We start from the raw sequence: 12,954 nt of genomic DNA, 5'->3' as shown, positions 1-12,954 counted from the left end.
GGATTATGTTTTAGCTATACAAATATAAGCAATTTACTTTGTATATGTCTAAGTTTTACACTCCAAATATTTTTAACCACTATCTATATAATGTTAACTTTTTTTTGTAAAAAATTATCATAACAATATAATTTTATAAAATTTTGATATTTAGCTTAATATTATAGCTGGAGATAGTATAACTTATTTCCAAAGGAACAGCCATCAGTTCTTTTCTTTAATCTTGTGATAGATCATGAAATCCTTGTTATCAGATTATATTATAAATTAAATAATAGAGTTCCACTAACAGAATGGTGGTTTTTATGAGCGCAGTACTTGACCTAACAAGACCAAAATTTTACAAAGGACAAAAGATAGAATTTATAGGTGGATTTGGAACCATAATCCAATACTGTCCTAACTCTGGATACTGGTCATATCTCATAGAAAGGGAAATGGGTTCAGAGCCAGAAATTGCTAGAATTGGTTATGAAACTGCAATTTTACTATTTGAAACAGATATTATCTTACCCCAAAATGATCCTGTTGCAGCTTAAATTCCACCTTAATACCAATTCTGTATGAAGATGCACAGAATATTAAACAAACCACCAAGTACGCCAACTCTTAGAGAGGCTTCCGGCAACGCGTAGCGTCTTTTTATAGAAGAGCGCCAAGAATAGAGAGTTACTCATTTAGTGCAGCTTCATATTAAATTGGTATAAGATGATTTTTGTTAAAAAAAACTAATTTAAGGATATTAATTAATTTAATAATCGCTGAAGATTTTTTGTAATGCTTAAACAGCTTTTAGCGCTGATTAAAAGTTCTGGTAATACTACCCAAAAGTCGTAATTAATAATCCCCTAAAGTTATGCATAAACTAGTGGTATAGCATTTATTATCATATTATCAATGGTCAAATTAAATATAAAAGTTACCCCAATTTTCGGTTCCCTCTACTTACTAAGGAAAGGGATTAAGGCTGAGGTTTTATCTTATGTTTAATTACCCTTATCTAGTTAATTTTAGTTTTCTAAAACAGTATTGATTTTTGGGGAAACTTACTTAAAGTTTTACAAGGCAAATTATATTTAGGTGATTATGTGATTTCTAGGAAAAACAGTATATTTTCCTAAAAATTATCGTGAATATGTATGTACAATTTCGATATGGTGTAAAATCTTTTAAGATCAACTTTGGCTTTTCAGGTATTAACCCAAGCCTATTGACTAATAACCTGGCGATCGCTTGTATTCGCATTAACTACAGATGGGCTATAGATGCAAAACTTTTCAATGTTGTGATTTTCTAAAATAGCTTTTGCACCTGCCATGTAGATGTCAGTACTATTTACCATTAATAAGTAATTGCCAATGGTCACTTGATGCTCATAATATCTAGCTAGATCCTCAGGAATTCCTAAAATAGTATAGTTATCGTTAGAACTGCTAACATCTACCTCAGTAATACCATTCAGTATGTTAGTATCCTTAGCAATCACCGAGACTTGAGCCATAGGAAAGCCAGCTATTTTTAGTTCAGTAAGTGCTTTTTCTGTGTCTTGGCGCGTAGAAAAAACACCAACTGCATTTTTATAGCGGTTATTTGGGGTCAAATATGGATCATAAATGCTCCACTGTTGAATATCACGGCGATTAAAAATCTTTTTAGCAAGACGAATCTCTATATCTATGCCGTTTACAATCATCAAATAGTAACCTTTGCCAACTAGATCGCTGTAACCCTGTCCTTGCTCTTTAGGAATTCCTAAACCTAGCAGTACACCATGCAAATCACTTGCGGTTGCATTGATCGAATCACGTGTTAAAGCGGCAGCGATTTCAGTTGCTTCTGCTCCGGCTAGAATGACTCGTCCTATACCAGGAATTACCCAGAAGACTAAACCTACTAATAAGGTAGTAGCATCACCTAAAATACCACTTGTAAAGGCTTCAGTCCCTTCTGAGGATGTATTATTGCCAGTGCGAACTTTAACTTCAACACTAGCAATATCGCTTTCTTCTACATTCCGTGCAATTATAGAAACTTTGTGCATGGGAAAATTAGAAGCTTTTAGTTCCTGAACTACCAATTTTATGTCGGAACACCTAGCGAAAACTCCTATAGTTGTTCGCTCTTTTTGTAATGCCATTTTATCGGTTTATTGCAGCTTTAAGCAATTCCCAAGAGTGTTAGCTGATATGAGGTAATTACACAGCTCGGCGAGTCAGTAAACCCCAAAGGAAAATTAGTAGCATAGCGCCAAGAACAGCAAATAAAATACTTCCAAGGGAGAAAGCTCCAGCAGATGCGGCTGCTGCCGAACCACTTCCCAGTAAGGTTTGACCCAAATAACCGCCGACTACTGCTCCAAGTATTCCTAATATGATGGTGGAGATAATACCGCCACCTTGGGTTCCTGGATAAAATAACTTAGCTAACGCACCTGCAATTAAACCCAAAACCAACCAAGCAATAATGTTACCCATTGAATTTCTCCTTCCTTGAGAATCTTATTTGTTTGCTTTTGACTATTTCATATTAAAGTTTTCCTCCAAAATTCCTGATCTATCTAGAGAACTAATATCAAAAATCTTTAGATATCATTTGAATATTCACTCCTTTGTCTTTGAGGATGAATATATAAAGTTAGTATTTAGCTCTTAATTACGGTTGTGCATAACTTAGAGTCAGTAGCATCGCTTTTGCAAATATTCTGATTCTACAAAAGCGGTTTCAGTATGTTAAGTGTAAATAAAGATACTATTGCCAATAGCGCAAGAAGCTTGGAATACAATTATGATGCGTAACATTTGACTTACCTGTAGGAGTTGACTTCCGCCTTGCGGTATTAGTTGCTCACAATTCAGGAGTGAGGACTATAGAAAGAGCTAGTTGATAAAGTTGGCGACGGGGAAGGGAGGTAAATTTTGCTAACTGACGGCTAGCTTGCGATCGCGATATCCCCTGACTAATTAACTGTTTCAATTCGGCTTTCAATTCCTCTTCTGTGAGTTGGGGCTGACTAGCTGGAATTCCTGCCACTACTAATGTATATTCACCTTGGGGTTCTCGTTGATTATAGTGAGCGATCGCCTCAGCAATTGTCCCTCGCCAAAATTCCTCATACAATTTAGTTAACTCCCGCCCTAACACAATTTGGCGATCGCTTCCCCAAACAAGAGCTAAGTCTTGTAAAGTATCTCGCAAACGGTGCGGCGATTCGTAAAAAATCAATGTGCGAGATTCCGTTTGCAGAGATTCTAAATGTTCCTGTCTCTGTTGACTTTTAGCTGGGAGAAAGCCTTCAAAGACAAACCGATCCGTTGGTAATCCAGATGCACTCAATGCCGTAATTGCTGCACTAGCGCCAGGAATAGGAACTACTGCAATTCCCGCCTCAATGCAGGCTTTCACCAGTTCATATCCAGGATCGGAAATTCCTGGCATACCAGCATCACTCACTAGAGCGATCGCTTTATTGTTCACTAAATGCTCTAATAATTCTGGGATGCGGCTAGTACGATTATGTTCGTGGTAACTCACCTGGGGTGTTTTAACTTGAAAATGCTGTAATAGTTTCCCTGTGTGACGAGTGTCTTCCGCAGCAATGATATCAACAGTCTGCAAAATTCGCACTGCCCGAAAGGTGATATCTTCCAGATTGCCAATTGGTGTGCCGACAACGTAAAGTGTTCTTGGTTTTGGATCGGTTTGCATGAGAGAGAGGTACAAGTTAAAAGTTTGTAGAGACGCGATGAATCGCGTCTGTGCAGGAGAGACAGGAGAGACGCGATTCATCGCGTCTGTACAAGAGTTAAAAATAATAATTTATGCACGTATACGAAAATATATGACAAATGGATAATCCAAAATCCAAAATCCAAAATCCAAAATCGGATTGTGGGTTATTTGTAGGTTTAGTAACCTTAGATTTGATTTACCTTGCTAATGCCCCTAAGAATAATCAGAAGATTGTCGCTACTGACTATACTGTGGCAGCAGGGGGGCCAGCTACAAACGCGGCTGTGACTTTCAGCCATTTAGGAAATCAGGCTACAGTCTTGGGTGTAGTGGGTTCTCACCCCATGACGCAGCTAATTCGGGGTGATTTGGCAAATTACAAAGTTGCGATCGCAGACCTTGAGCCTACCACTGATTTAGCACCGCCTGTCTCCTCAATCATTGTCACCCAAGCTACGGGTGAACGAGCTGTAGTTTCCATCAATGCTGTCAAAACTCAAGCCAACAGCGCATCTATCCCGCCAGATATTTTGCAAAATGTCGATATAGTACTGATTGATGGACATCAAATGGCGGTTAGTTATGCCATAGCCCAAATGGCTAAAGCCAAGAATATTCCAGTAGTAATTGATGGTGGGAGTTGGAAGCCTGGATTTGAGCAAATTTTACCGTTTGTAAATTACGCCATCTGTTCAGCTAATTTTTACCCCCCTAACTGCCAGACTGGAGAAGACGTTTTTACCTATTTGGGCGGATTTGACATTCCTCACATCGCCATTACCCACGGACAAAAACCAATTGAATACTTGAGTTGCACCAAAACTGGTATCGTAGATGTGCCAGCGATTCAAGCAATTGATACATTAGGGGCTGGAGATATTTTTCACGGTGCTTTTTGTAATTACATTTTAAAGGAAAGCTTTACTGATGCACTGGCACTGGCAGCTAATATTGCTGCTGATTCCTGTAAATTTTTTGGCACTCGGCGCTGGATGGATTTAAAGTGCTGAGTAGTCAAGTTAATAAGGCCAAATTTAATGAAAGACTTAAAAGAAATATTAGCGATCGCTCGTGAGGTAGGTTGGGGTGCAGCAGATATACTGCGATCGTATTATCACGGGACTGCAAAAGATCCTAATTTAGATGTACAATATAAACAAAATGAACCTGTTACCGTTGCCGATGTAGCTGTGAGTCAATACATTTTGCAGACACTACAAGCAACTTTGGGTAATGAAGATTTTGGTTATATTAGCGAAGAAACCTATCAATCTCCAACTGGTGTAGCAGAGCCTTCCACCCCTTGGGTATGGATAATTGACCCTTTGGACGGCACACGAGACTTTATTGAAAAAACTGGAGACTATGCAGTTCATATTGCTTTAGTCAAGGAAAAACGCCCAGTTTTGGCAGTGGTAGCAATCCCAGAGGCTAAAAAGTTATATTACGCTATCAAAGGCGGGGGTACATTTGTAGAAACTCGTGATGGTTGTGTTCCTTTACAAGTGTCGATAGGCAAACGAATTGAGGATTTAACTTTAGTCGTTAGTCGTTCTCACCGCAACCAACGCTTAGATCACTTACTACAAAACTTACCCTGTCACAATCAAAAATCTGTAGGCAGTGTAGGTTGCAAAATCGCTACTATAGTCGAGCAACAGGCAGATATCTACATTTCCCTTTCCGGCAAGTCTGCACCCAAAGATTGGGATATGGCAGCACCAGAATTGATTTTAACAGAAGCAGGTGGTAAATTTACCCACTTTGATGGCAATCCATTGCAATATAACACTGGTGATATCAATCAATGGGGAGGTTTGCTCGCTAGTAACGGCGAATATCACGAGGTGCTGTGTAAAGAAGCAGAAAAGATTTTAGCTCAGTTTGAGCATAGCTAAACGGGGCATTTTAGGATGAATATTTTTAATTTGCTTTTAAGAGAGTTAACCATGTTATGATTAGCCTGACTAACGATAATAATCTTTACCCCTTAGTCCACACCATAATTTTCAAAACACTAAATAGCAGCGCGATCGCTAGTTGATTGCGGTTTTATGTTAAAAGTGTAACTTGTATAATACAAGTAACAAAGGCCAGTCAATGGAGAAGTCTACAGACCTGCTTCAAGGTTTGATTTGTGAATAAAATTCACAATAAGACGATATTCAAAGCCTGAAGCCTGTGCTAGACTCATGGATATAAAGATTATTTTCGGTTGAGTAACTCGTTTTGATTTCTAAAAAGTGTCTCTCCGAATTTAACTATCTACACTCCCTGAATTCGGAGATTTCTATGTCAATTTACGTTGGAAACCTGTCCTATCAGGTTACAGAAGAGGACCTAAAGCAGGCTTTTGCAGAATACGGAACAGTAAATCGTGTTCAACTACCCACAGATCGGGAAACAGGCCGGCCGCGTGGGTTCGCTTTTGTGGAAATGGAATCAGACACGCAAGAACAAGCTGCCATTGATGCACTTGATGGTGCTGAGTGGATGGGACGTGATTTGAAAGTGAACAAAGCTAAACCTCGTGAGGAAAAAAGCGGTTCCTCTCGTGGTAGCTGGGGTGGCGCTAGTCCTCGCCGCAACAATAATCGCTACTAAGTCGATTCCTAAAAATTTCATATTTTCTCACATTTAGAGTCTCCAGCAGAGAAAGCCAAAGGCTGCACTCTGCTGGAATATTTTATAGCTATACTGTATTACCCTCGTTAGTTGACAGTAGACGCAAACGCGAGAGCGGCTGTCTGCGACATGCTGCGCGTCAGCGTTCCGCAGGAAACGTAGAGAAGCGGCTTCCCGCAGGATAATCTAATACTAAGAATCATTGGTTTCGTTGGGTTTCACTTTGTTAAATCCAACCTACAAATATTTTATTTTTTTAAAGTAATAAAGAGTGATAAGTTTGTTGAGTTCCATTTGCGGAACTTGCAGCAATATAAATGTATCTTCCTGTATGTCCATAAAGTATTGTAGATATCGTTAGTCTGCAATCCTTAGCTCTGGATTTTCAAGAAAATGTTACGACTTTATCATTTATTATTAGGTCTTATTTTGCTGGTGTTAATACCACTGGGAGCAAAATTTATTCTTCCCCAATTTTCTGCACCCAAAGCGGTAAAATCCCCTGCTGTTGCGAAACTTCCTAACCCTAATGAGGGAAATATTTGGCAGAAAATACTGGGAAATACTGCTGTTCCAACGAATTGGCAAGTTGCTCCTTGTAAAGGAAATGCGCCTTTATTGTGTGTTTCGTCCAAAGGGGAACTTTTGGGTACAGTTGAGATTAACGTTTACCCATTAGCAAACAACGAGGATTTCCAAAAGAAACTCATAGCAACCGGTATTCCACCTGGTTCCCAAGTAGACTATCAAAGTTCCAAATACCAAACCAAGGTATTAGCAGCACTCAAGGCTTGGGTTGCAGACCACTACGCTGCGTTTGCGAAAGATCGTCAGGGTGAATATGGAAAAGAGATTACTTTCTTAACCTACCCACCCCAACCAGTACCCGTTGGTAAGCTTCAGGGAATCCGCTATGGGTTCGCCGGACTCAAGCAAAAAGGTGGAGTACAAGAGCAACATATCGGTCATGTTGCTTTTGATGGCAATAAACTTTATGTAATTACCACTGCCTTTGACCCAGGTTCGCAAACAGGTAAGTTTGACAAACTGGAAAACTTAGCTATTTTTCAACCTTACTTATATGCGATCGCAGCAGATTTGCGTTTACCCTAATTGCTATGGGCTATTGGGCATGGGACATTGGGCATGGGGCATTGGTTCTTCTTGCTGTGCTTCCCATTTCCAATCAACCTAAATCTCAGCCACCGCCCGCTCAATCAAGCGACTGCAAAGCCTTTTTTCTCTTGGGTATAGACTCGCTGGTAGCCATCGCCTGAATTAGGGAAAAGTTTATTAAATTGGCTACCCTGAGTTGCATTTTTAGCAACCGCAAGACCCTTTTTTTGTTGAGTGCTTTCTTTTTGCGCCTGGTCAAAACGTCCAGGTGCTTTTGGAGTACAGGCTGTTGTCAGTAATAAAACTGACAGCAACAAAGCAGCTACTACCCTACGCCCACGGTGTAAAATCATTTCCTAGCTTCTCCTTATAGTTGAGCTTTGAGGCAATTATCTGCGCTGCTAGCAATTATTACCTGTAAAATTTACTTTTTGATAATTATTGCCTAAGTTCTGAACAATAGCACCTCAAAAAATGTACCAATTAGCCCAATGCAAAAACGCCCCCCCTTTCGGGAGAGCGTCTTTTACTTATAGATTAGCTAAACTTCAGAATTAACCGTTGATAGCAGGAGCGCTCATTGCTACAGGAGCAACATCACCAGCAGCCAAATCTAAGGGGAAGTTGTGAGCGTTACGCTCGTGCATTACTTCCATACCCAAGTTAGCCCGGTTGATTACATCAGCCCAAGTGCTGATCACGCGACCGCTTGAATCAATAATTGATTGGTTGAAGTTGAAACCGTTCAAGTTGAACGCCATTGTGCTTACACCCAAGGCGGTGAACCAGATGCCGATTACAGGCCATGCTGCTAAGAAGAAGTGCAGTGAACGGCTGTTGTTGAATGAAGCGTATTGGAAAATTAGACGACCGAAGTAGCCGTGGGCTGCAACGATGTTGTAGGTTTCTTCTTCTTGACCGAATTTGTAACCGTAGTTTTGTGACTCGGTTTCGGTGGTTTCACGAACTAGTGAAGAAGTTACAAGAGATCCGTGCATTGCAGAAAACAAGCTTCCGCCGAATACACCTGCTACACCTAGTTGGTGGAAGGGGTGCATCAAGATGTTGTGTTCTGCTTGGAACACGATCATGAAGTTGAAGGTTCCGGAGATACCTAAAGGCATACCGTCAGAGAATGAACCTTGTCCGATTGGGTATACGAGGAATACTGCGGTTGCTGCTGCAACTGGAGCAGAATATGCGATCGCAATCCAAGGACGCATACCTAAGCGGTAGGATAGTTCCCATTCACGACCCAGGTAGCAGAATACGCCGATCAAGAAGTGGAAGATTACCAATTGGTAAGGGCCACCGTTGTACAACCACTCATCTAGAGATGCTGCTTCCCAAATTGGGTAGAAGTGTAAACCGATGGCGTTGGAGGAAGGTACTACTGCACCAGAGATGATGTTGTTTCCGTATATTAAGGAACCTGCTACTGGCTCACGGATACCATCGATGTCTACTGGAGGTGCGGCGATGAAGGCGATTACGAAGCAAGCGGTGGCGGCTAGCAGGGTGGGGATCATTACTACGCCGAACCAACCGATGTAAATCCGGTTGTTGGTGCTGGTGATCCACTCACAGAATCTATCCCATACGTTGGCGCTTGAGCGCTGTTGTAAGGTTGCTGTCATGGTTTTATAAGTGCGGTTAGTTGTTTATGAATCAGGCGGTAAAGTCTTTGCCTGTGAAACTACTTTACAATGCTTTACAATTTTTAATCAAGTTTTATTACTTCAGTAAACCTGATATACGTTATTAGCTTTACTTATTTAAAGGTAAGCAACGAGGTTAGGATACGCCGAAGCTATCTTTTGTATGACATCACAACTGTATATATAGCTGTAGAAATTTTTATTCTATTTTGGTTCTATTGCCTACTGGACTGGGAATAATAGCTTTGTAGATTACCGCTATTCCAAAAAAATTAACCCTCGGCTTACCACTGGGGGCTTTTTTTGTTTGGCAAAATGGCATATCTCTAAATTAGACGATTGCTATGGTGTTTAAGTAGGATACATTCCATGCGAAAAGTACTGACTTGCATAACCCCTGGCTAACTACCAGGGGTTTTTATTGGATTTTCTACTGAGATATTGCACCATTCTGAATAGCTGTAAAGTTGATAATTTGGTATGAGTAGTGATTCTAAAATTTACTGCTTTTCCAAATTAATAAGGGATAGCGATTTTTATCTGGTATCTCACCAATTGGCTCACAGACTAAACTGCATCGGTCAATTTGTGACCTTGTACGCCTTAGCCAATCCAATCTTTCGCCTAGTGCGTAGTTCCAATGACGACGCAGCAACTCGCCCCAGGTTTCAAGTGCGACAACCTGTTGAGAATTGGGATTGAGTTTGTACTGGTAAGTGAGTAACATATACTCATAATACCATTTGGTGGCATGACTTACAATATATGACACAGAGCAGTTTATAGCCTCAATATTCATTTAGTGCTTGTCACAAAGTACCGAAGAAAGGTTATCAATCAAGCAATGTTGAAACGACTACAAGAAATATTTGAAAGTACTTGCGCCAAGTGGAGAAGCAAAGTAACAGAGTACAACGCAGAATCAGACCATGTTCACTTGGTTATCAGTTATCCGCCGGATGTGGAAGTAAGTAAGCTCGTAAACAACCTCAAAACCGTTTCTAGTCGTTTAATTCGCAAGGAGTTTAATGAACACGTTAACCAGTTTTATAACAAGCCAGTATTTTGGACAGGTGCATACTTCGTTGCTTCGTGTAGAGGTGTTACCCTTGAGCAACTCAAATCTTATGTTGAGAAGCAAAGCAGTCCTGATGATTGAAGGGGCATTGAACCCCTCCAATCATCCCGCAATTCCCCGTCACCGCCAAGTCTGCGACTGTGGCGGGAGTACCCTTGCGGAGGTCTAGATGGAAGCCAAAAAATCAAGTACAACGAATTAACAATGACAGAAGCTAAAAACGTAATCGGTGGAAACCTAGAAGCCTGTTGCACTTCTCCCATGACTGGGTTTTACCGCGACGGTTTTTGCCGCACAGGTGGTCAGGATTTCGGTTCGCACGTCGTATGTGCCCAAGTGACATCAGAATTCCTGGAGTTCACCAAATCCCACGGGAACGATCTAAGCACACCTGTTCCTGGTTCTAATTTCCCTGGACTCAAGCCTGGCGATCGCTGGTGTTTGTGTGCTTCTCGCTGGCAAGAAGCTCTCGATGCTGGCGTTGCTCCACCCGTCATCCTCTCTGCAACCCATGCTAGAGCTTTGGAAATGGTTTCCCTAGACGAATTGAAAAAACATGCTTTAACTTCGTCTTGATTTGAAATTGGGCATTGGGCATGGGGCATGGGGCATGGGGCATGGGGCATTGGTCAATAATTAATAGTTATTCTTCCCCTGCTCCCCCTGCTCCCTCATCTCCCCCACTCCCCAGTTCAAAATCAACCCACTGGAACTTCCACAGGTAGCTTTAATATATCGGCAACCATAGCAATCAATTTAGTGGGGTCTATTGGCTTAGATAAATGTTGCTGAAACCCTGCTGAAATCGCTTCTAGACGGTCTTCCTCGCGCGTATATGCTGTTAAAGCGATCGCTGGGATACGTCCACCTTTTTCTGGTTCCAAAGAGCGTAGTTTGCGAATCAGCGTATAACCATCTTGCTGTGACATGCCGATGTCGCTAATTAGGATATCTGGTTTTGCTTGTTCAATTACTGCTAACGCTTCATCAACTGATGCTACCGCAGTGGCAAACGCCCCATATTCCTCAAACATAAAACTGAGAAAGTTACGAGTATCTGTTTCATCATCTACAACTAAAACTTTTAATCCAGTAAGAGGCCTTGATGCCACAGGGGAAGAAATTTCTCCTGTGGCTTCTCTACTGACCCTGCTAGTCCTATTGTCTTGTAGGAGTGGTAATCTCACAGTAAAGGTTGCTCCTTCTCCTGTGCCTGGACTTTCGGCAAAGATTTTACCTTTGTGCAGTTCTACTAGATGACGGACGATCGCTAATCCTAGCCCTAATCCATTGTGCGATCGCGTTGTAGTGCTATCTGCTTGCCGGAAACGCTCAAATACTTTGGGTAAAAACTCGGAACTGATACCAATTCCTGTATCGATAACTTGAATTTGGGCGTATTTGTGAGTTGTTTCTTGTTCTTGACAATAGACTACTGACAAATTCACATCTACCCTGCCACCCTTAGGGGTAAACTTAATGGCATTAGTTAATAGGTTCCAAACAACTTGCTGTAACCGGGCTGGATCGCCATAAACTGACCCGACTGAAGCATCCAAAACAGTATTTAATTTAATCTCTTTTGGTTCTGCTAGAGGACGCACTGCCTCTAAAGCTGCCTCCGTTACCGTGAGCAGATTCACCGCAGATACATTTAACCGCAACTGACCACGGATAATCCGGGATACATCTAAGATATCCTCAATTAGTTGCATCTGAGATATGGCGTTGCGTTCAATTGCTTCAAGGGCGCGGGAAGTGGCTTTTTCGTCAAGTTTCTTAGAGCGGAGGATTTTTGACCAGCCCAGCATTGAGGTTAGCGGTGTGCGGAGTTCATGAGAAAGAACGGCGAGAAACTCATCTTTCATCCGATTTGCTGCTTCTGCTTCGGCTCTTGCTGTCTGTTCTCGAATCACTTGAGCGCGGACTTCTTCTGCTTGTTTGCGTTCAGTAATATCTTCGAGAGTGCCTACATATCCCAGCAATTCTCCTTGACCGGAAAGCATGGGTGATGAGCGAACTTGAACCCAACGGACGATACCATGAGCAGTTTGAAAGCGAAATTCTTCAGAGTAGTCACGACCCTCACAAATGTAGTTAGACCAAGTGGCAACTGCTCGTTCTCTATCTTCTGGATGAACAGATTCTAGCCATTTTTTTTCTAAACTCTCTGCCGCTCTCAAGCCACAAATTATTTGATAGCGAGGATTGGTATATCTACATCCTCCTTCAGTATCAATTTCAAAAATGCCAACAGGTGAACAAGTACTCAGCGATCGCAATCGTTCTTCACTTTGCCTGAGTTCCGCATTCACAGCTACTAGCTGCGCTGCTTGTTGCTTGACGGCTTCTGTTTTCTTAAATAGTTCTACGAATACTGTGACTTTAGAAGTCAAAATATTGGGGTCTAATGGTTTGAGCAAATAATCAACTGCACCCAAGGCATAACCTTTAAACAGCATTTGGTCGCTGGTGCTAAAGGCGGTGAGAAAGATAATTGGAGTGTGACGCGATCGCCCCCGATTGCGAATCAAGGTTGCAGTTTCAAAGCCATCCATCCCTGGCATTTGCACATCTAGCAAAATCACTGCAAAATCTTGATGTAGCAGACACCTCAAAGCTTCTTCTCCAGAAGTAGCTCTCACCAAATTCTCTCCCAGTTTTTCCAGGATTGCTTCTAGTGCTAGCAAATTTTCTAGTTTATCATCCACTAGGAGGATGTTTACTTTGGGTTCCATCTGCATGGGT

The 12,954-nt window shown here is 41.5% G+C and carries 12 protein-coding genes and 2 pseudogenes; 7 read left to right on the top strand and 7 right to left on the bottom strand.

Annotation, left to right across the window (positions count from 1 at the left end; genetic code table 11):
- Positions 1-305: 305 nt before the first annotated feature.
- Complete coding sequence (locus tag CDC33_RS22165; protein WP_109010725.1) at positions 306-539, top strand: hypothetical protein; 234 nt, start codon at positions 306-308, stop codon at positions 537-539.
- A gap of 668 nt (positions 540-1,207) precedes the next feature.
- On the opposite strand, the gene CDC33_RS22160 is transcribed toward CDC33_RS22165, so the two are convergent.
- The 3 genes from CDC33_RS22160 to rsmI all read right to left on the bottom strand — a co-directional run bounded on the left by CDC33_RS22160 (position 1,208) and on the right by rsmI (position 3,705).
- The gene (locus CDC33_RS22160) at positions 1,208-2,137 is read right to left on the bottom strand and encodes a hypothetical protein (RefSeq protein WP_109010724.1); all 930 of its coding nucleotides are present in this window, start codon (positions 2,135-2,137) and stop codon (positions 1,208-1,210) included.
- Between the two features lie 58 nt (positions 2,138-2,195).
- Complete coding sequence (locus CDC33_RS22155; protein ID WP_109010722.1) at positions 2,196-2,474, bottom strand: GlsB/YeaQ/YmgE family stress response membrane protein; 279 nt, start codon at positions 2,472-2,474, stop codon at positions 2,196-2,198.
- 370 nt (positions 2,475-2,844) lie between these two features.
- A complete protein-coding gene (gene rsmI / locus CDC33_RS22150) occupies positions 2,845-3,705 on the bottom strand; it encodes a 16S rRNA (cytidine(1402)-2'-O)-methyltransferase (protein WP_109010721.1) in 861 nt (286 codons plus the stop codon).
- Between the two features lie 140 nt (positions 3,706-3,845).
- Between rsmI and CDC33_RS22145 the strand changes: the two genes are divergently transcribed.
- From CDC33_RS22145 to CDC33_RS22130, 4 genes are all read left to right on the top strand, one after another.
- The gene (locus CDC33_RS22145) at positions 3,846-4,739 is read left to right on the top strand and encodes a sugar kinase (protein ID WP_109010719.1); all 894 of its coding nucleotides are present in this window, start codon (positions 3,846-3,848) and stop codon (positions 4,737-4,739) included.
- Between the two features lie 27 nt (positions 4,740-4,766).
- Positions 4,767-5,627, top strand: a complete 861-nt coding sequence (locus CDC33_RS22140; RefSeq protein ID WP_109010717.1) for a 3'(2'),5'-bisphosphate nucleotidase CysQ family protein — start codon at positions 4,767-4,769, stop codon at positions 5,625-5,627.
- A gap of 394 nt (positions 5,628-6,021) precedes the next feature.
- On the top strand, positions 6,022-6,333 hold the full coding sequence (gene rbp, locus CDC33_RS22135) for an RNA-binding regulator (protein ID WP_109010716.1): 312 nt from the start codon (positions 6,022-6,024) through the stop codon (positions 6,331-6,333).
- Positions 6,334-6,747: 414 nt separating this feature from the next.
- A complete protein-coding gene (locus CDC33_RS22130) occupies positions 6,748-7,467 on the top strand; it encodes a hypothetical protein (protein ID WP_109010714.1) in 720 nt (239 codons plus the stop codon).
- 107 nt (positions 7,468-7,574) lie between these two features.
- On the opposite strand, the pseudogene CDC33_RS22125 reads toward CDC33_RS22130, so the two are convergent.
- From CDC33_RS22125 to CDC33_RS22115, 3 genes and pseudogenes are all read right to left on the bottom strand, one after another.
- Positions 7,575-7,823: pseudogene (locus CDC33_RS22125) on the bottom strand (hypothetical protein); the annotation flags it as partial.
- 201 nt (positions 7,824-8,024) lie between these two features.
- Positions 8,025-9,107 carry a photosystem II q(b) protein gene (gene psbA, locus CDC33_RS22120; protein WP_109007839.1) on the bottom strand — a complete coding sequence of 361 codons (1,083 nt, stop codon included), beginning with the start codon at positions 9,105-9,107 and terminating at the stop codon, positions 8,025-8,027.
- Between the two features lie 514 nt (positions 9,108-9,621).
- A complete protein-coding gene (locus tag CDC33_RS22115) occupies positions 9,622-9,855 on the bottom strand; it encodes a helix-turn-helix domain-containing protein (RefSeq protein ID WP_244919312.1) in 234 nt (77 codons plus the stop codon).
- A gap of 24 nt (positions 9,856-9,879) precedes the next feature.
- Here CDC33_RS22115 and tnpA point away from each other — a divergent pair.
- Positions 9,880-10,287 (top strand): annotated as a pseudogene (tnpA, locus tag CDC33_RS22110) (IS200/IS605 family transposase).
- A gap of 123 nt (positions 10,288-10,410) precedes the next feature.
- Complete coding sequence (locus CDC33_RS22105) at positions 10,411-10,782, top strand: DUF2237 family protein (RefSeq protein ID WP_109010710.1); 372 nt, start codon at positions 10,411-10,413, stop codon at positions 10,780-10,782.
- Between the two features lie 122 nt (positions 10,783-10,904).
- Here CDC33_RS22105 and CDC33_RS22100 read toward each other — a convergent pair whose 3' ends face one another.
- Positions 10,905-12,950, bottom strand: a complete 2,046-nt coding sequence (locus CDC33_RS22100) for a response regulator (RefSeq protein ID WP_109010709.1) — start codon at positions 12,948-12,950, stop codon at positions 10,905-10,907.
- Positions 12,951-12,954: the final 4 nt, after the last annotated feature.

Origin of the sequence: Nostoc commune NIES-4072 (assembly GCF_003113895.1) — a bacterium.
Taxonomy (GTDB): domain Bacteria; phylum Cyanobacteriota; class Cyanobacteriia; order Cyanobacteriales; family Nostocaceae; genus Nostoc; species Nostoc commune.
Note: the sequence above shows the minus strand (reverse complement) of the source record. Positions and strands in the feature narration are given on the sequence as shown.

Excerpts from the sequence above, each read along its gene's own strand:
- CDC33_RS22165 (WP_109010725.1), top strand. The coding sequence starts at position 306 with ATGAGCGCAGTACTTGACCTAACAAGACCAAAATTTTACAAAGGACAA.
- CDC33_RS22160 (WP_109010724.1), bottom strand. The coding sequence starts at position 2,137 with ATGGCATTACAAAAAGAGCGAACAACTATAGGAGTTTTCGCTAGGTGT.
- CDC33_RS22155 (WP_109010722.1), bottom strand. The coding sequence starts at position 2,474 with ATGGGTAACATTATTGCTTGGTTGGTTTTGGGTTTAATTGCAGGTGCG.
- rsmI (WP_109010721.1), bottom strand. The coding sequence starts at position 3,705 with ATGCAAACCGATCCAAAACCAAGAACACTTTACGTTGTCGGCACACCA.
- CDC33_RS22145 (WP_109010719.1), top strand. The coding sequence starts at position 3,846 with ATGGATAATCCAAAATCCAAAATCCAAAATCCAAAATCGGATTGTGGG.
- CDC33_RS22140 (WP_109010717.1), top strand. The coding sequence starts at position 4,767 with ATGAAAGACTTAAAAGAAATATTAGCGATCGCTCGTGAGGTAGGTTGG.
- rbp (WP_109010716.1), top strand. The coding sequence starts at position 6,022 with ATGTCAATTTACGTTGGAAACCTGTCCTATCAGGTTACAGAAGAGGAC.
- CDC33_RS22130 (WP_109010714.1), top strand. The coding sequence starts at position 6,748 with ATGTTACGACTTTATCATTTATTATTAGGTCTTATTTTGCTGGTGTTA.
- psbA (WP_109007839.1), bottom strand. The coding sequence starts at position 9,107 with ATGACAGCAACCTTACAACAGCGCTCAAGCGCCAACGTATGGGATAGA.
- CDC33_RS22115 (WP_244919312.1), bottom strand. The coding sequence starts at position 9,855 with ATGTTACTCACTTACCAGTACAAACTCAATCCCAATTCTCAACAGGTT.
- CDC33_RS22105 (WP_109010710.1), top strand. The coding sequence starts at position 10,411 with ATGACAGAAGCTAAAAACGTAATCGGTGGAAACCTAGAAGCCTGTTGC.
- CDC33_RS22100 (WP_109010709.1), bottom strand. The coding sequence starts at position 12,950 with ATGCAGATGGAACCCAAAGTAAACATCCTCCTAGTGGATGATAAACTA.